Source organism: Sulfuricurvum sp. PD_MW2 (genome assembly GCF_002633015.1).
GTDB lineage: Bacteria > Campylobacterota > Campylobacteria > Campylobacterales > Sulfurimonadaceae > Sulfuricurvum.
Map to the genome: position 1 here is coordinate 78,386 of NZ_NSIU01000005.1, position 17,974 is coordinate 96,359.

At 44.2% G+C, this 17,974-nt stretch carries 15 protein-coding genes and 4 tRNA genes; 17 read left to right on the forward strand and 2 right to left on the reverse strand.

Annotation, left to right across the window (positions count from 1 at the left end):
- Genes CJD30_RS04155 through CJD30_RS04215 form a run of 13 tightly spaced genes read left to right on the forward strand, consistent with a single transcriptional unit; the run spans position 1 to position 15,211 of the window.
- Positions 1–1,512, forward strand: a complete 1,512-nt coding sequence (locus tag CJD30_RS04155) for an MATE family efflux transporter (RefSeq protein ID WP_294916583.1) — start codon at positions 1–3, stop codon at positions 1,510–1,512.
- Positions 1,505–3,337, forward strand: a complete 1,833-nt coding sequence (locus tag CJD30_RS04160) for a hypothetical protein (protein WP_294916585.1) — start codon at positions 1,505–1,507, stop codon at positions 3,335–3,337. Before CJD30_RS04155 ends, CJD30_RS04160 begins: the two co-directional genes overlap by 8 nt.
- Positions 3,337–3,993, forward strand: coding sequence for a CatB-related O-acetyltransferase (locus tag CJD30_RS04165; protein WP_294916587.1), 657 nt, complete (start codon positions 3,337–3,339; stop codon positions 3,991–3,993). Before CJD30_RS04160 ends, CJD30_RS04165 begins: the two co-directional genes overlap by 1 nt.
- Positions 3,990–4,598, forward strand: a complete 609-nt coding sequence (locus tag CJD30_RS04170; RefSeq protein ID WP_294916589.1) for an acyltransferase — start codon at positions 3,990–3,992, stop codon at positions 4,596–4,598. The genes CJD30_RS04165 and CJD30_RS04170 overlap by 4 nt, the downstream gene beginning before the upstream one ends.
- Positions 4,591–5,727 (forward strand): NAD-dependent epimerase/dehydratase family protein, encoded by a 1,137-nt coding sequence (locus CJD30_RS04175; protein WP_294916591.1) that lies wholly within the window; start codon positions 4,591–4,593, stop codon positions 5,725–5,727. The genes CJD30_RS04170 and CJD30_RS04175 overlap by 8 nt, the downstream gene beginning before the upstream one ends.
- Positions 5,724–6,713 (forward strand): hypothetical protein, encoded by a 990-nt coding sequence (locus CJD30_RS04180; RefSeq protein WP_294916593.1) that lies wholly within the window; start codon positions 5,724–5,726, stop codon positions 6,711–6,713. Before CJD30_RS04175 ends, CJD30_RS04180 begins: the two co-directional genes overlap by 4 nt.
- Positions 6,710–7,522 carry a glycosyltransferase gene (locus CJD30_RS04185; RefSeq protein ID WP_294916595.1) on the forward strand — a complete coding sequence of 271 codons (813 nt, stop codon included), beginning with the start codon at positions 6,710–6,712 and terminating at the stop codon, positions 7,520–7,522. Before CJD30_RS04180 ends, CJD30_RS04185 begins: the two co-directional genes overlap by 4 nt.
- Positions 7,519–8,340, forward strand: a complete 822-nt coding sequence (locus CJD30_RS04190; RefSeq protein WP_294916597.1) for an NAD(P)-dependent oxidoreductase — start codon at positions 7,519–7,521, stop codon at positions 8,338–8,340. Before CJD30_RS04185 ends, CJD30_RS04190 begins: the two co-directional genes overlap by 4 nt.
- The gene (locus CJD30_RS04195) at positions 8,337–9,497 is read left to right on the forward strand and encodes a glycosyltransferase family 4 protein (RefSeq protein ID WP_294916599.1); all 1,161 of its coding nucleotides are present in this window, start codon (positions 8,337–8,339) and stop codon (positions 9,495–9,497) included. The genes CJD30_RS04190 and CJD30_RS04195 overlap by 4 nt, the downstream gene beginning before the upstream one ends.
- On the forward strand, positions 9,490–10,116 hold the full coding sequence (gene pglC / locus CJD30_RS04200) for an undecaprenyl phosphate N,N'-diacetylbacillosamine 1-phosphate transferase (protein WP_101244933.1): 627 nt from the start codon (positions 9,490–9,492) through the stop codon (positions 10,114–10,116). Before CJD30_RS04195 ends, pglC begins: the two co-directional genes overlap by 8 nt.
- Positions 10,109–11,239, forward strand: coding sequence for a UDP-N-acetylbacillosamine transaminase (gene pglE, locus CJD30_RS04205; protein WP_101244925.1), 1,131 nt, complete (start codon positions 10,109–10,111; stop codon positions 11,237–11,239). The genes pglC and pglE overlap by 8 nt, the downstream gene beginning before the upstream one ends.
- A gap of 54 nt (positions 11,240–11,293) precedes the next feature.
- Positions 11,294–13,405, forward strand: a complete 2,112-nt coding sequence (locus CJD30_RS04210) for an STT3 domain-containing protein (protein WP_294916605.1) — start codon at positions 11,294–11,296, stop codon at positions 13,403–13,405.
- A gap of 3 nt (positions 13,406–13,408) precedes the next feature.
- Positions 13,409–15,211, forward strand: coding sequence for a nucleoside-diphosphate sugar epimerase/dehydratase (locus CJD30_RS04215; protein WP_294916609.1), 1,803 nt, complete (start codon positions 13,409–13,411; stop codon positions 15,209–15,211).
- A 3-nt stretch (positions 15,212–15,214) separates the two neighbouring features.
- Here the strand turns inward: CJD30_RS04215 and ilvD are convergent, their stop codons facing one another.
- Positions 15,215–16,903 carry a dihydroxy-acid dehydratase gene (ilvD, locus tag CJD30_RS04220; protein ID WP_294916611.1) on the reverse strand — a complete coding sequence of 563 codons (1,689 nt, stop codon included), beginning with the start codon at positions 16,901–16,903 and terminating at the stop codon, positions 15,215–15,217.
- Positions 16,904–17,047: 144 nt separating this feature from the next.
- Here ilvD and CJD30_RS04225 point away from each other — a divergent pair.
- From CJD30_RS04225 to CJD30_RS04240, 4 genes are all read left to right on the forward strand, one after another.
- Positions 17,048–17,122: transfer RNA gene (locus tag CJD30_RS04225), tRNA-Gly, on the forward strand.
- A 61-nt stretch (positions 17,123–17,183) separates the two neighbouring features.
- Positions 17,184–17,270 (forward strand) — tRNA-Leu (locus CJD30_RS04230).
- Between the two features lie 8 nt (positions 17,271–17,278).
- Positions 17,279–17,352, forward strand: a tRNA-Cys gene (locus tag CJD30_RS04235).
- Between the two features lie 31 nt (positions 17,353–17,383).
- Positions 17,384–17,471: transfer RNA gene (locus CJD30_RS04240), tRNA-Ser, on the forward strand.
- A 101-nt stretch (positions 17,472–17,572) separates the two neighbouring features.
- Here the strand turns inward: CJD30_RS04240 and CJD30_RS04245 are convergent.
- Positions 17,573–17,974: ubiquitin-like protein (locus CJD30_RS04245; protein ID WP_294916613.1), on the reverse strand; the 402-nt coding region annotated here is incomplete at its 5' end.

Sequence of the window (17,974 nt, forward strand, 5' to 3'; positions counted from 1 at the left end):
ATGGCCGCGGAAGAGAGTCTTAAAAAACGCTACCTCATTAAGCTTCTCTCTAACCTTATCAACGGTGCAATCAATATTCTCTTTCTTGCACTTGTCCCAAAAGCGCTCGGTCCGGTAGCCTATGGACAGTTTAGTTATTTGCAACAGTTATTTTCACAACTTTTCGGTTTGGCGGATGCTGGAACCTCGATGGCATTTTTCACCAAGCTCTCATCCCATCCTCAGCGCAAAGAATTAATCTCTTTTTACGCTTTGTATATGGGGGTGGTTTTAATCGCTATCTCTCTTTTTGTCTATCTCCTACACTACACCCCATTCACCCAAACGCTATTCCCAAATATACCGCAAGAGTATATTGTTATCGGAATGGGACTGGGATTTTTGACATGGCTCAACCAGATTTTTATTAAAATTTCCGATGCCTATGCCCTGACCGTATCGGTCGAAATCCTGAAAAGTCTCCACAAATTTATCTCTTTGGGCTTGCTTTTTTATTTTCTCTACTATCTCACTTTCGATCTCACCGCCTATTTTCAGTTTAACTACATCGTCTCAGGCCTCTTTATTGCCCTTGCATCGCTCCTCTTTATACAACGCGGTGTTTTTAGCTCCGATTTATGGCAGCAACGCCTTCATATCCTCCAAAATATCAAAGAGTTCGCCCATTACAGCCACCCGATCCTCTTATTCTCACTTGTCGGAGTAGGGATTGGAATGTTTGATATTTGGCTGCTCCAGAGCACCGGTGGAGCCGAACAAACAGGATTTTACACCTTGGCGTACTCCGTTGCCGCCGTCTCATTTTTGTTCACAAGCTCGATGACCCCGATCATTACCCGCGAATTTGCCCGCTCTTTTGCGCAAGGGAATATGGAAAAAATTCAACTCCATTTCAAACGCTTTATTCCGATGCTCTATTCGGTTGCCGCATTTTTTGCGGTATTTGTCGCCTTTCAATCAGATCAACTCATTCACCTCTTTAGCGGTGAAAAATTTGCCCTTGCCGCACCGGCTCTCAGTGTCATTGCCCTCTACCCGATCCATCAAACCTACGGACAGCTCAGCGGATCGCTTTTTTTTGCCAATGGAAATACCTCGCAATATCGTAATATTGCGCTCTTTACCTCATTAATCGGCGTTATTTTTACATTTATTTTTCTCTACGTATTACATCTTGGTTCCCTTGGTCTCGCCTATAAAATGGTGATCACTCAGCTCATCGGGGTGAGTATACAGCTCTATTTCAATACGGTATTTTTAAAAATCAAAATAGCTCCGTTTATCTTCCATCAGATCTATGCTTTGCTCTTTTTTATACTCGCTGCATTTGTAAGTATTTTTGTCACATCATCGATACAAACACCGTGGATCAATCTAGCGTCTTGTGCCGTTTTTTATGCGGTATTGACTATAATCGGGGCAATAATTTTCCCTCAGATTTTTGCAACATCCCGAGGAGAAATCAAAAAATTGTTTCTCAAAAAAAAGAAGGATATTTCTGTCGATGCCTAACACCGTTGCTTCACTAGCTCCACGAAAATCGCACTACCGTAACATTTTTATTCTTGATTCACTCGAATGGTGGGATGCAGCAAGCTATGACATTTCCACCGATTTGATTCTTACTTATGATTTTGGACTCAAACATAAAATCGACGCAATAGGGGGAGAGGCTTACTATATTGATCATCTCATCGACCCATCAATCATGCAAGAAAATAATTTTTTAGTGACCGATTTTTTGAAAAACTGGCATTATGACGCAAACGGACAAGATATTTTTACCTACAAAGAGATTCCGTTCGGATTCTCATTACGGCTCGATATCTGGAACGAACTGGTAACTCTCTCACGTCTTGCTCTATGTCTGGAATCTTTAAAACACCTCTCTTTTTATAGGTTGTATTTGGGAAGCGACGATAAACGGATCAAAACGGTTTTAGATCGATACAAAATTGAAGCTCACTCTGTATCCAAATCGACCTCCGTCCCCATCTTTTATTTCCCGATAGCGCAATGGTTGGATGACAAAATCCGCTCAAGCGGCTTACGCGGTTTTTTGGTGCGTATTCGGGAAATCGTTACGGCATTCTACGGCTACATTGTCCCTTTTATGGATACCCTTATCCCTCGTTCGAAGCCACAGCGTTCCCTCTTCATCCAAGAGTACCATCCAACACGAAAACTGATTGAAATCCTCAAAAAAGACCCTTTATTGCGTGTTGTTTTGGTCAATTTCACCCGCGGCTCAAAACTGCTGGATCACCGATTTGAGCGTCTTATCCCTATCAGCGGTTCACTCCATTCCTTTGAGCCTATTGCATCAACATTGCTCAGAGCTTTCAAAGAACATCGCCACGCGTCTCTCATCCTCACCAACGGCGAGGATATAAGCGATGAACTCTATACGATTATCGAGCAACGGATCGGATCTCGAATCGCACCTGTTCTTCGTACGCTTCACAGCGTTATCCGTTATCTCGATAAGCATCCGATCCAACTCGAAATTCTTATTGCCAATATGGGGTTAACCGCAACATTGGTCGATTGCGTCTGCAAAGCCAGAGGTATTCCTAGCTATCTGATCATAAACGGTATGCTGACGAAAGAATTTATGGACGAAGCCAAATACGCAACTTACATCAACGCTTATTCGACAAGTATTAAAGAGCACTATTTTCGCAACATAAAGAACATCGTCTGCCTTGGAGACCCTCGGATGGACAACTATCCGCCGCTTAACGCTCCCAGAGTGATCAATCGGACCCGTCCAACCGTCACCATTGGTACGTCCGGATTTAATCCGATCGATCTGAACTCCTACGTCGCGGTCGAATTTGAGTTTATGTACGACGTATTGAGCGCTCTGCAAACGATGATTCAGCAAGATTTTCCGATGGATATTATCATCAAAGTACGTCCGAACGGCTATCTCAAACAATATGCCGATTTTGTCTCCGCTTTTTTCCCGAATCTGAACATTGAGCTCATCAGTACCGCTCCGATGAAAAGTGTTTTGGATAAAACCGACCTCTACATCAGTATTTATTCGCAAACCCTTTTCGAGGCCTCTTGTCTAGGTATTCCTGCTATCTACCACAAAAAAGATACCGAAGTGATGGACCCACCGTTCAATGGAAAGTGCGAGCTTGTCACCACTCGAAATGTCGATAATCTGATCCAAGCCTTAAACGATTTCAAATCGATCCATCCGCGTTATAATGCTTTCTTGGATCGCTCCGTTATGGAACGCTACATCGGTCCTCTGGATGGAAACAATATGCAGCGAAATGTTGATTATGTGTATGAACTCTTAAAAAAAGAGGATCTATCGTGATGATATCAGCGATAAAAAAATCGATCCGTCTATGGCAATTACGCAGACGATTTCCTGCGAGTACTATTCATACCGGAGCAATTGCGGATGGCTTGTCCAGCTTAGGGATGCACACCGTTTTATTTCCCGAGGCAATAGTACTCCGCAGCGTGTTGGAAAAATACACGTATGTACAAAGCCACTCGGTGATCAATAACGCTCACATCGGCCCGTTTTGCTCCATCGCCGCCAACGTTCATATCGGCTTGGCATCCCATCCGATCGACGGAGTGAGCAGTTCCCCCGTATTTTACGACGCGAGCCAACCGCTTCCTCACTTCTTTACCAAATCGGTATCCCCTGCCGACAATACCCCAAAAACGACTATTCATGCCGATGTCTGGATCGGTCAGGGAGCTATGATCAAAGCAGGTATCACCATCGGAGTAGGTGCAGTAATCGGCGCAGGTGCGGTCGTCACCCGCGATGTCGAATCCTACAGCGTTGTCGGAGGTATCCCTGCACGTGAAATCAAAAAACGATTTGATGAGGAAACGATTGAACGCCTTTTGATATCACGCTGGTGGGAGTTGGAGGAGACAAAACTCGAACAGCTTACCCCCTTGTTCGCTACCCCGGAAGCATTCTTAGATGCGGTAGAGGAAAAGAACCGATGATACCCTTTAGCTTTTATCGGCGAACCGTCAACGCTCTGCGACGCCGCTCTTTTGCCCTCTTTTTTTCCCATACGTTCAAGCGATTCGGGAAAAATGTAGCGATCATTTCTCCCGATATCATCGAGGGAGAGCGCTTTATTTCGCTGGGAGACAATGTCTCGATTAATACCCAGGCGTGGCTGTTGGCACTGCATCAAAACGATACACTCCCGCAACTCGACATAGGAGCAGGGACAACGATCGGCAGGTTTGCCCATATCGTTGCACTGCGAAAGGTGATCATCGGCAACAATGTACTCATCGCGGATAAAGTGTATATCTCCGATAACCTGCATGGCTACGAAGATACAACCATAGCGATCAAGAATCAGCCGATTTTTTTTAAGGGGCGTGTCGAGATCGGTGATAACAGTTGGATCGGTGAAAACGTCTCCATTATTGGTGCTTCGATCGGGAAACACTGTGTTATCGGTGCCAATTCGGTCGTAACCCACGATATTCCTGATTATTCTATTGCCGTCGGTTCTCCCGCACGGGTAATAAAAAGGTATAATTCGTTCACACAACAATGGACAACTATAGACCAAGAAAGTACGCATGAATAAAACTGTTTTAATCACCGGCGGTGCCGGATTTATCGGTTCCAACCTCGCCCTACGCCTCATCGAAAAAGGGTATCAAGTTACCGTTTTGGATAACTTATCCCCCCAGATTCACGGCGATAATGGAGAAAATTCCGTCCTCTACCGCGCTATTTGCGATAAAGTCCGCTTCATCAAAGGGAGCGTTCTAAATTATGATGATTGGAAGAGCGCTCTTGAAGGAACACATATCGTTGTCCATTTGGCCGCAGAGACGGGGACGGGACAATCGATGTATGAGATCGAAAAATACACCGACGTCAATATCAAAGGGACCTCTATTTTCCTCGATATTTTGGCCAATGAAACCCATACAATCGAAAAGATGATTGTTGCTTCCTCACGAGCCATCTATGGAGAAGGAAAACATCGGTGCGACGATCATGGCATCGTCTACCCGACCGAACGGCTAGATTGTGATATGAAATCGGGGGATTTCAATGTCAAATGTCCCCTTTGCGCCAAAAATACAGAGCTCATGAGCACCGATGAAGAGAGCAAAATCCACCCTACCTCTATCTACGGTATCACCAAACAGGTTCAAGAACAGATGTTTATGGTGATGGGCAAATCGTTGGGCATCCCCGCCGTGGCATTCCGCTACCAAAACGTCTACGGGGCGGGACAATCTCTCTCTAATCCCTACACGGGGATCCTATCGATCTTCTCCACCCGCATCAAAAACGGCAACGACATCACCATTTTTGAAGACGGCGAAGAGAGCCGTGATTTTGTCTATATTGACGATGTTGTAGAAGCGACGATCCTCGGAATCGAAAAAGAAGAGGCGAATTTTCAGGTTTTTAACGTCGGAGCGGGTGTCGCAACCGATGTTCTCACGGTCGCCCGAACGCTCAAAAACGCCTACAAAAGTGACTCGAACATAACCGTGAGCGGAAACTATCGTCTCGGAGACATCCGCCACAACTATGCCGACTTGTCCCATATCCGCAACACACTCGGATTTAGTCCCGCTGTAAGCTTTGAGGAGGGGATACGCCGCTTTACCCAGTGGGTAGAAAAGCAAGAGGTTGTTGAAGACAAATATCAAAAAAGCATCGATGAGATGAGAGCAAAAGGGCTCTATAAATGATCGATCTCGAAGGGAGAAGAGTCCTTTTTATCGCACCGAAATTTTATACGTACCATACGCAGATTATTGATTTCATCGAAGCAAAAAAGGGGTACGTCACGTTTTATCCCGAAGATATATACACCCCATTTTATCGCTTTGCTCAAAAACTTTTCCCTTCGATAGCATCTAACCTAAAAAAAAGATACCGCAATCACATCATCGAGAGTGTCACCACAGACGGTTACGATATTGTTTTCGTCATCCGTGGCGGTATTTTGTCCCCCTCAGCGATGGAGGCTTTAAAACAAAAACTTCCAAAAGCCCGATTTATCATGTATCAGTGGGACTCCAATCGCCAAAGCAACTATAAACCGCTCATTGACTATTTCGATGTCGTTAAAACATTTGATAGAGTAGATGCTAGAGAATATGCACTAGAATATCTCCCTCTCTTTTACACCGACCGATTTACCCAAATCGCCAACAATAAACTGCCAAAACAATACGATCTTGTCTTTTATGGAGCATACCATAGTGATCGGTTGAAAGTCGTCCAACAGATTGAGCAATTTTGCCAAAACAACCATCTACGTTTTAAATACCATCTTTATATCACGAAAATGGCGCTCTTCCGATTGTTTTGTTTCGGCGTCATATCCCTAAAAGATTTAAAATATCTAAAAACATACTCTGTCGATATGGATCATATCTTAAACGTCTACCGTTCCTCCTTCGCCACACTCGATATTGAGCTTAACATCCAGCACGGGCTCACCATGAGAACCTTTGAGGCTTTAGGAGCAGGATTAAAACTGATCACTACCAACGCACAGATTCAAGAGGAACCTTTTTATAACCCTCAAAACATTGCCCTGCTGGATCGAAACCACATCCACATCGATTTGGATTTTTTCAAATCCCCTTTTTCACTCGACCCTTGTTTGAAACACTACCATATTGATCAATGGCTCACCACCCTACTCACACAGGCCGATCCATCATGAACAGCCCTTTGATTTCAATCGTTATCCCTCTCTACAACGGTGAGCGCTTTATTGCCCAGACCCTTGAGAGTGTTTTGGCGCAAACCTATCGTAACATCGAAGTCATTGTCGTGGATGACGCATCCACCGATAGAGGATGTGAAATCGTCCGTGACTATAGTACAAAAGATTCGCGCCTGAGACTACTACTATCCGAAACCAACTTTGGCGGTCCAGCAAGACCTCGTAATATCGGTATTGAAGTGGCACAAGGGGAATTTATCGCTTTTGTGGATGCCGATGATATATGGAAACCCCATAAACTGCAGACCCAGCTCGATTTTTTGGTCCATAACCCTGACATCGATATGCTCTACTCCCCTGCCGAAATCATTGACGAACACGGAACCATTTCTCCTAGCCGAAAACAACGGTTTCTTTCACTCCTTTTGCGGCTCATGTCACCGAAAAATGCGATTATTTACGGTAACTTTATCAATATCAATACGCTGATGCTGCGACGACCCCTTATCAACCGCTTTATCGAAGAAAAGCGTCTTGTGGCAATTGAAGACTGGATGTTCCATATCCTCAATTTGTATGATGGCATGAAAGCCGCTGTCCTTGAAGAAGCGCTCATTTACTACCGTATCCATTCCGCGTCTATCTCGAACCGACACTCCGATAAAAGCTATCGCAAAATCTTTTATATGCTCTCTGTTCTGTTTCTAGAAGAGCGTATCAGCTTTACCCATTTTTTATTGGCGAATATCCTAAATAGCGCTAAACTGTTGCGACGTAACCTCGCGAATAGATGGAGTTCCCATTGACTACTCTTATCATCGGTCAAAACAGCAATCTCACCCGAGCACTGCTCTGCGTGATCCCAGACTCCATAGCACTCTCATCACGCCATTTATCCGATACCATAGAGTTGTTAGAACCTTACAAAAATCAAACCATCAATCTGATTTTTAACAACTTTCAAACGGCTACGCAGCTTGGTGATACCCTTCATCTTACCCGATACATCGAAAATTCGATTCAGATTACCGCCAAAGTATTAGAGTATTTCAATCAAACACCGATTGCGAAAATCATCTACACGAGCAGCAGTTCGGTGTATGGGAATAATATTTTTTGTGACGAACACGATGGTGTCATGCCCCTCAATCTGCATGCAGCACTCAAAGTGAGCAATGAAAAACTGATCGGACAATATGCCAAAAATCGTCATATCGATTACACTATTGCGCGGATTTTCAACATGTTCGGGGGAGAAGACAGCTTCTCCATTATCAGTAAAATCCTAACCGCACATAGAGAAAACACGCCGCTAACGATCGTCAATAACGGCAATGCCATCCGTGATTTCATCCATATCGATACAGTTGTCGAAGTGTATCAAAAGCTCCTGAACACCATAGAAATTCCGATCATCAATATCGGAAGCGGCAAAGGGACGTCGATCCGAAACATCCTCGATTTTCTGAAGAATCACGGGATTTCTATACAAACGCAAAATCTTTCGCGAGAAGAGCTCAAAATCTCAACCGCCAATAATGCGATTATGGTCAATCTCCTCGGACACACTACATCTATCGATGTCGAAGAGTACCTTTTAAACCAACTCCAAAAGAACCGATGAAAAAGAAAATTTCGATTATACTCACCGTCCCCCTCTCGATTGAGACGTGGTTTAAAGGGCAACCCCGCTATCTGAGCGATTATTACGATGTTGAACTGATCACCTCGCACAGCAAGAGCATCGAAAAAATCAAAGCATATGAAAACGTCACCGTTACGTTGGTCGATTTTACCCGTCAAATCAATCCCCTCAAAGATTTGAAAATTCTCTTTGTCCTTTGGCGCCATTTTCGGCATCGACAACCCGATATGGTCTACTCCATCACCCCTAAAGCAGGATTGTTAGGGATGATTTCAGCATGGCTTGCACGTGTTCCGGTGCGCCTTCATCTCATCGTCGGGCTCGCCTATTTCGGCTCAAGCGGAAAACGGCGTTTTCTTCTCAAAACCATTGAGAAAATCACCTATTTTTTTGCAACCCATCTCTACGCCAACAGCCTCAACCTCCCTAAAATCATTACGGAGAAGTTAACTTCCAAAGCGGTAAATGTGATCGCTCACGGTTCGGTCAACGGAGTGGATACCGACTATTTCAAAGATACTATGAGTAGCGAAGAAAAATCTACTTTGCGTCAGCGTCTGAACATTGCACACGATGCTTTTATTCTCCTATTCACAGGTCGTATCGTCGGCGACAAAGGGGTAAATGAGCTCATCAGCGCATTTGATTCGCTCTCTTCAACCTATTCCAAACTTACCCTTTTGATGGTAGGAGATTTTGAGCACCATTTGGACCCTATTGCCCAAGATTCTTATGAAATTATCAAAAACCACCCCCGTATACGCGTCGTCCCTTTTCAAGACGATATTCGCCCCTATTTTTGTATTTCTGATCTATTGATTCTCCCCTCCTATCGCGAGGGGCTGCCCAATGTCCTTATCGAAGGGGGAAGTTGCGGCATTGTGATGATAGCCACTGATATCAACGGATGCAACGAGGTGATCATTCACGGAGAAAACGGTCTGTTGATTGAGCCGAAAAATACGCTGCACCTCATCGAAACGATTCAAAAGCTGTTGAGAGAACCTGATCTTTATGCCTCTTTAAAACAAAATGCCCGTCAAAGCATCCTCAACCGATATGACCAGCATGCCTATTGGAATGCCCTTCATCATGAGTTGGAAACTTTATTAAACATGGACAAATCGCATGTATAAACACCTTTTTAAACCCCTCTTCGATCGGCTCGGTGCGTTCATCCTCCTGATCCTCTTTGCTCCCGTATTGATTGTGGTAGCGATTTGTATCTTTTTCACGATGGGTCGCCCCATCGTTTTTACCCAAAAAAGACCGGGGTATAAAGAGAATATTTTTACGATCTATAAATTCCGTACAATGAGTGATGCACGTAATGAGAAGGGTGAACTTCTAAGCGATGAGCTACGCCTCAAAGGGGTTGGTAAAGTGATCCGAGGTCTCAGTCTCGACGAACTTCCTCAACTCATTAACGTCCTCAAAGGGGAGATGAGTTTTATCGGTCCGCGCCCGTTGCTGATCGAGTATCTTCCGCTGTATAATGCGGAACAAAAAAGACGCCATAACGTTCTCCCCGGCATCACCGGATGGGCACAGATCAACGGACGAAACGCCATTAGCTGGGAACAAAAATTTTCTTACGACGTTGAATACGTCGATACCCTATCGTTTTGGAAAGATCTAAAAATCATTTTTCTAACCGTTAAAAAAGTTCTGATAAAAGAAGGGATATCCCAAGAGGGAGTTGCAACCATGGAAAAATTTCTCGGAAATCCAACACAAAAGGATGAGCATGAATAAACGGATTTTTTTATCCCCTCCGCACATGGGAGGAAACGAACTTGCCTATATCCAAGAAGCATTTGAGAGCAACTATATCGCTCCGCTTGGGCATAATGTCGATTCATTCGAAGCACAGATAAAAGCCTACACAGGAGCCAAATACGCCTTAGCTCTCACCAGCGGAACGGCAGCAATTCATCTGGCTCTGCGAGTTCTTGGGATCAAAGACGGCGATGAAGTGATGGCGAGCAGCTTCACGTTCATCGGCTCTGTTGCCCCGATCCTGTATGAACGCTGTACGCCGTTTTTCATCGATTCGGATAAGGAAAGCTGGAATCTCGACCCGAATCTCCTCGAAGAGGAACTATCACATCGTGCCGCTACGGGGAAAAAACAGCCCAAAGCACTCATCGTGACACATCTCTATGGACAATGTGCCGATATCAAACGGATTGCCGCCATTTGTGAACATTATGGGGTTCAACTCATCGAAGATGCAGCGGAGAGTTTGGGAGCCACCTCTGAGGGAAAACAGAGCGGAACCTTTGGCAAAATGGGAATTTACAGCTTTAACGGCAACAAAATCATCACCACCAGCGGCGGGGGAATGCTCGTCAGCGATGATGAATCACTTATCGCCCATGCACGCCATCTTAGCACCCAAGCACGCGAACCCGCACCTCACTATGAACATACCGAGTACGGATATAACTACCGGATGTCCAATATCGTAGCGGGAATCGGCAGAGGGCAAATGGAGGTACTCGACGAGCGTATACGACGTCGAAGAGCGATATTTGAACTCTATTCTCAAGGCCTCGCAGAAATTGAGGGGATCTCTTTTATGCCGGAACTCAAAGGCTCAAGCGGAAACCGCTGGCTCACCACGCTGATGCTACCCGAAGCAATCTCTCCCGAACACCTTCGATTAGCACTAGAGAAAGAAAATATTGAATCCCGCCCTTTGTGGAAACCGATGCATGCACAACCTCTGTTTCATGGGGCAAATCAAAAAATCACCGGCGTGAGTGATGAGCTTTTCGCACGTGGAATCTGCCTTCCGAGCGGTTCTTCTTTAAATGATGAGGATGTAGCGACTATTATCTCCATGGTAAAACATATTATCACCTCTGATAATTGATAAAGCTCTCTCATTTAGCTAAAATACCCTATCAAAAACGGAGTAAGACATACAATGCTAAAACTACACGAAGAGCGCAATTCTTTGCGTGCATTATTTATCTTTATTGCAATCGCTTACATTTTTGCCATTGCAGTCCGTTTCACATGGGTTGACGCAGTCAAAAACGCACCTCAATTTCATTGGAACAATGAATTGATGATCAACAATAATGACGGCTACTATTTTGCAGAAGGGGCACGCGATATTCTTGCCGGGAGCCATAATACCAACGATCAATCCCCTGTTGATGAAGCACCTTCACAACTAACCGCTTCTCTTTCTAAAATCGTTCCCGTCAGCTTTGAAACCTTGATTCTTTACATGCCTGCATTTATCGGTTCGCTGATTGTTATTCCTCTCATTCTTATCGGAAGAGCGCTTAATCAAACAACGATGGGATTTATAGCTGCCTTGGTTGCATCCATCGCCAACAGTTATTATAATCGTACGATGGTAGGGTATTACGATACCGATATGCTTAATATCGTATTTCCTGTATTGGAAATGTTTTCTCTGATTCTCGCCATCACCCATCAGAGAAACCGCTATCTGATCCCCATTTCAATCTCGATTGCTCTGTATCAATGGTGGTATCCGCAAGCATATGCGTTAGATACAGCCTTATTCGCGATGATTATAGGCTATACCCTTGTTTTCGATCGTAAAAATCTGTATTTCTATAAAATTGCCCTTTTTATCCTTATTGGGATTTTAGCGATCCCGTTCAGTGCAAAAGCGGGATTGGCCCTCGTTGTTTTTGCTGTTTTTCACTATAAAAAAGATCTCTCTTTCAGAGTGTTCGGAGCTATTTTCGCACTCGTCATTGCCTTATATTTTTTCACCGGCGGAATTGAGCCGATTCTCCATTTTATCAAAGGGTATCTCTTTAGCGGGAACAAAAACAATGCCCCTTCAGGCTTAGTTTTCTACAATGTCGTTTCAACCGTACGCGAAGCAGGGCATATTCCGTTCACCCTCTTTGCCGAGCGGATCAGCGGACATACCGTTACGTTTATTTTCGCACTCATCGGATATATTCTGGTTCTGATTGCGTATCGACCTCTTCTTATCACTTTACCGCTTGCGGGATTAGGTTTTATCGCTATGTCTGCAGGGCTACGATTCACCATTTATGCCGTTCCACCGCTTGCAATCGGACTCGCATTTTTAATACTATTGATCTCTCAGCAAATGAAAAAACCTTTATTACAGTATCTTAGTATAGCCGTTCTTACCCTTGCGGCCTTATATCCCAACTATACCCATGCCAAAGAGTATCTCACCCCTACCGTACTCAACGACAGCGAAGTGGTTGCGCTAACCGAACTCAACAAAATGGCCTCCGGTGAAGATTATATGATCGGATGGTGGGATTACGGATTTCCGATTCGGTATTATTCCGACGTAAAAACATGGGCAGACGGGGCACAACACTCCGGAGGACAAAACTACCCGGTATCTTTTGTATTGACAGGGAATGATCCTCTCTCCGTTGCCCATATGATGCGGCTCAATACAGAGTATCTTGAAAAAATATTCCAAGAAAAAAATGCTACCTATCCGAGCGTATTAGAGTACATGATGAACAAAGAAGGATTTAAAGATCCTAACGACTTCATCAATGCTATCGCTCTGCCTGAATACAAAACTCCGACAAAAACGCGTGATGTGTATCTCTATCTTCCTTTACGAATGATGGAAATTTTCCCTACCGTTACATTGTTTAGCAATCTTGATCTCAAAACAGGTAAAACGCTTCCGCAGCCTTTCTTTTACTTAACTCAAAATTTTCAAGATACCGGAAAAACAATCGATTTAGCACAAGGTGTTGCGATCGAAAAAGCAACGAGCAGCTTAAAACTTGGTACAAAAAATGTCCCTATCAAGGCATTTTACCAAGTAGGATATGACAACGACAAAAAACTTCAAATTACCCGACAGGCATTTGCTTCGGATGGACTAACGGTCATTTTTATGGCAAGTTACGGACAATTCTTGGTAGTGGATGATTACTTTTTTAACTCAACCTATATCCAGATGTTTGTATTTGAACAATATGACAAAAATCTCTTCCAACCCGTCATTCTCAGTCCTCTGACAAAAATTTACAAATTAAAGATCTAACGGATGAAATTAACCACTATCGAAGGGAGAGCGCCTCTGCTCTCTCCCAACTTTGTGAATCGGATGCTCTTTTTTTTAAGCGCTGATCTTATTTTATTTTTTATCACTCTCTATCTTGCCTACTCTTTGCGCTTTGATTTTATGATTCCCGATCACTATATGGCAAAATTTTATATCGTCTTTTTTGCCCTTACCCTCTTGAAATGGGGCAGTTTTTATCTTTTCGGTATTTACCGTATGACATGGCGTTTTTTCGGCCTTCATGACGCCAAACAACTTTTTTACGCCCATATTCTGGCATCAAGTGCATTTTTTCTTTTATACGCCATTAATACGCCGCTATTTCTCCCGATGCCGCGCAGCGTTATCGGGATCGATTTAATCTTGTCCCTTGTTTTAGTAGGAGCACTCCGTTTTTCAAAAAGACTCTTAGTTGAATCAACAAAAACGGTAGCCAATAAAGCGACAATTATTGTGGGAATTTCTCCTAATACCGCTAATCTCATTAAAAGTATGGTTGAAAGTTCGCACGACTATTATCCTATCTCCATTATGGCAATTGATGAATCAACACAAAACATGGTGGGATCGACTATTCAAAATATCAAAATTTCTGCCTCTTCAGACCTGAGCGGATTGATCAATACCCTTAACATCGAAGCTGCGATTATCGACGGTTCACTCCCGAGCGAATCGCTTCAAAATGCATATCAGATTCTTTCCGATGCAGGCATCAGCGATATCAAACGCTCTACCCTTTTATCGGACGGGAAAGAATCAATTACTTCCTTATCGGTCGAAGAGTTGCTCGCACGCCATCCAAAAGATCTCGATACCCAAACCATCGAGGCTTTTATCCGCGGAAAAAATGTCCTCATTACCGGCGCCGGAGGAAGTATCGGAAGTGAAATCTCGCTGCAATGCCACCGTTTCGGCGCATCCAAACTTCTTTTGGTCGAACATAGCGAATTCAACCTCTATCAAATCGGAGAAAAACTCCCCTCTGCCGAACTGTATCTGTGCAGTATTACCGATAAAGAGACTTTAGATGAGATTATCCGAAACGGTGTACCTGATATTGTTATCCACGCCGCTGCATACAAACATGTACCTTTGTGTGAAGCCAATATCCCGATGGCAATCAAAAACAATGTTATCGGCAGTCGCAACGTAATCGACAGCGCCATCGAGCATAATGTCCCAAAAATCGTCATTATCTCCACCGACAAAGCAGTTCGCCCCACCAATGTCATGGGGACAACGAAACGGATTGTAGAACTCTATGCCCAGAACGTTGATCCTCGCAATAGTGAAATCGTAGCCGTCCGTTTCGGAAATGTCCTCGGCTCCAGCGGCAGTGTTATCCCGAAATTCAAAGCTCAAATCGAGACGGGCGGTCCGATCACCCTGACCCATCCCGATATTACCCGCTATTTTATGCTGATCAGCGAAGCGTGTCAGCTGGTGCTCCAAGCGGCAGCCATCGCACGAGGCGGAGAGCTGTTTATCCTCGATATGGGTGAAAGTGTTAAAATCGCTGATCTGGCAAAAACCATGATCCGTCTTTATGCCACCCAGCCAATCGAAATCGTCTATACGGGATTGCGTCCCGGTGAAAAACTGTATGAAGAACTTTTGATCGATGATAGTGAACAAAAAACGTCGTATGAATCGATTATGATTGCCGGTTCAACCGATTATCCGATCGATATGTTAAAAGAAGATATTGAGAATCTATCCGAGAGCACGAATATTATAGAAGCATTGCGAAAAATCGTACCGGAGTTTCAACCCTCCGGTACCTGAATTTTATAACTCTGTTTTAAGAGCGGCGCCGTTAGAGGCATTAGAAACAAGAAGGCTGTAGCGTTTTAACCATTTGGAAGGGATCTCTTTTTTGATCGGTTTCCAATGCAAACGGCGTTGTTCCAATACTTCATAGCTTACATTGAGTTGCAAGAGGTGAGTATCGACATCGAGTTCAATCTCATCGCCGTCTTCGATCAGGGCAATCAAACCGCCCTCCGCCGCTTCTGGACTGACGTGACCGATAGAGGCTCCGCGTGTCGCACCCGAAAATCGTCCGTCCGTGATGAGAGCAACGCTCTCACCCAGCCCCATTCCCATAATGAGGGCTGTCGGAGCAAGCATCTCCTGCATCCCTGGTCCACCCTTCGGCCCCTCATAGCGGATAACAACGACATCGCCCGCTTTTACTTTGTGTCCGACGATTCCGGCAATCGCTTCTTGCTGGCTGTTAAAACAAACCGCAGAGCCTTTGAACTTGCGCATATTCGGAGTGATCCCTGCCGTTTTGACAACCGCTCCCTCTTCCGCAAGGTTACCGAACAAAATAGAAAGTCCGCCCACAGGAGAATACGCATTTTCATTAGTATGGATAATGTTCGGATCTTTGATCACCGCATCTTTGATCCGCTCACCAAGTGTTTCACCCGTAACCGTCATCGCATCGGTGTGAAGGATGCCGCCGCGTCGGCTAACCTCTTTCATAACCGCATTAACCCCGCCCGCTCGGTTGATATCATCCATATGTACGGTTGAGAGTGACGGAGAGATTTTTGCGATATGAGCAACATTCTCAGAGATTTTATTGATTTGAGTAATGTCAAAATCAACCTCTGATTCTTTTGCGATACTAAGCATATGAAGAACTGTATTCGAACTTCCACCCATTGCCATATCGACAACAAATGCATTGTGAATCGCTTTTTCATTGAGAATATTGCGCATATTCCATTTAGCGCTATTTTCATCTTTGACCATTTCTACAATACGGCGAGCTGCTATTTTGACCATTTCGATACGCTCCGGAGTCATTGCCAAAACCGTACCATTACCCGGCAACGCTACTCCCATCGCTTCACAAAGAGTATTCATCGAGTTTGCCGTAAACATACCTGAACATGATCCGCCGCTTGGACACGCTTCACATTCGATCTCATAGAGCTCTTCATCAGACATTTTACCATCAGCGTGTTTTCCGACCGCTTCAAACGCTGTTGCCAAATCGATCGGCGTACCGTCTTTCTTGTGTCCCGCCTTCATCGGTCCGCCCGAAACAAAGATAGTCGGAACATTGACGCGAAGTGCTCCCATCAGCATCCCCGGAACGATCTTATCACAGTTAGGGATACAGATAAGCCCATCAAGCTTATGCGCATTCATCACCGTTTCGATACTATCTGCGATCAGTTCACGGCTTGGCAAACTGTACAGCATCCCATCATGTCCCATTGCAATACCATCGTCAACACCGATCGTATTAAACTCAAACGGAACTCCTCCCGCTTCACGAATCGCCTCTTTGACAATTCGTCCATACTCTTGAAGAAAAAAGTGTCCCGGAATAATATCGATATGAGAGTTCGCCACTCCGATAAACGGTTTATTGAAATCTTCATCTTTGAGTCCGGTAGCTCGGAGCAAGCTACGATGAGGCGTTTTATCAAATCCCCGTTTAATAGTATCACTGCGCATGGAAATCCTTTATGTCTCGTTATCCCCGCAAAAGCGGAAATATCCAGCTCATTTTTATAGTTATCGTGATTATACGAAAATTTTCTCTAAAAACTCTTTACACCGAATATTTTTTTTGCTATACTTCCATTCCACAAAAACAATGCGGGAATAGCTCAGTGGTAGAGCACAACCTTGCCAAGGTTGGGGTCGCGAGTTCGAACCTCGTTTCCCGCTCCATGTCATCTTAGCTGAAGCATTGATTTTGATGTTTGAGCTGAGATATTTTTTTCTACGTGAAGCCCGGATGGCGAAATCGGTAGACGCAAGGGACTTAAAATCCCTCGGTGGTAACACTGTGCCGGTTCAAGTCCGGCTCCGGGCACCATTTATGGTGGCGGCATAGCCAAGCGGTAAGGCATGAGCCTGCAAAGCTTTGATCCCCGGTTCGAATCCGGGTGCCGCCTCCAAGTTAGAAAAAGATAGCTTCAATTTTACTACGGGTCACTGGCAGAGTGGTCGATTGCACCGGTCTTGAAAACCGGCGAGGGTAACACCTCCCAAGGTTCAAATCCTTGGTGGCCCGCCATCACATTCCACAAATCATTACGCCCATTCAACAATCAAGTACAACAACATTATTTTTATCGTGTAACTTCGAGTCATCAATCCATTGAGCACGCCGCTTTATTAATAAGGACATATGTTCTTATCTGGAACTATTGAATCCGAGGGTATTGGCATTGTTTCTAAAACATTTTGTATATTATTTTCAATAGTCGTAGTAATCCCTATACGTTGGTCAACTATTTCGTCGCTATCACTTCGTCTTTCTTGTAAAGTAAGATTTAAAACAGCCTCTTTTCGGATGTTATAATCAGCCAAAGTATGCCCTTCTTTTAACTCACTTCCATTAAATATAAGAGTTTGCTGTTCTGGAGAAAGTCCTTCTTTATCTTGTATTTTAGCTTTTATATTTTCAATTGTATCGCTCGCTTCAACTTCTAAAGCAATCGTCTTTCCTGTCAGTGTTTTAAAAAAGATTTGCATTGCCACAGCATTCGAAACTAAAAGTAATGTACTGATATATAC

Bases quoted from the DNA above. Each gene is read 5' to 3' on its own strand.
- CJD30_RS04155 (WP_294916583.1), top strand. From the start codon at position 1: ATGGCCGCGGAAGAGAGTCTTAAAAAACGCTACCTCATTAAGCTTCTC.
- CJD30_RS04160 (WP_294916585.1), top strand. From the start codon at position 1,505: ATGCCTAACACCGTTGCTTCACTAGCTCCACGAAAATCGCACTACCGT.
- CJD30_RS04165 (WP_294916587.1), top strand. From the start codon at position 3,337: ATGATATCAGCGATAAAAAAATCGATCCGTCTATGGCAATTACGCAGA.
- CJD30_RS04170 (WP_294916589.1), top strand. From the start codon at position 3,990: ATGATACCCTTTAGCTTTTATCGGCGAACCGTCAACGCTCTGCGACGC.
- CJD30_RS04175 (WP_294916591.1), top strand. From the start codon at position 4,591: ATGAATAAAACTGTTTTAATCACCGGCGGTGCCGGATTTATCGGTTCC.
- CJD30_RS04180 (WP_294916593.1), top strand. From the start codon at position 5,724: ATGATCGATCTCGAAGGGAGAAGAGTCCTTTTTATCGCACCGAAATTT.
- CJD30_RS04185 (WP_294916595.1), top strand. From the start codon at position 6,710: ATGAACAGCCCTTTGATTTCAATCGTTATCCCTCTCTACAACGGTGAG.
- CJD30_RS04195 (WP_294916599.1), top strand. From the start codon at position 8,337: ATGAAAAAGAAAATTTCGATTATACTCACCGTCCCCCTCTCGATTGAG.
- pglC (WP_101244933.1), top strand. From the start codon at position 9,490: ATGTATAAACACCTTTTTAAACCCCTCTTCGATCGGCTCGGTGCGTTC.
- pglE (WP_101244925.1), top strand. From the start codon at position 10,109: ATGAATAAACGGATTTTTTTATCCCCTCCGCACATGGGAGGAAACGAA.
- CJD30_RS04210 (WP_294916605.1), top strand. From the start codon at position 11,294: ATGCTAAAACTACACGAAGAGCGCAATTCTTTGCGTGCATTATTTATC.
- CJD30_RS04215 (WP_294916609.1), top strand. From the start codon at position 13,409: ATGAAATTAACCACTATCGAAGGGAGAGCGCCTCTGCTCTCTCCCAAC.
- ilvD (WP_294916611.1), bottom strand. From the start codon at position 16,903: ATGCGCAGTGATACTATTAAACGGGGATTTGATAAAACGCCTCATCGT.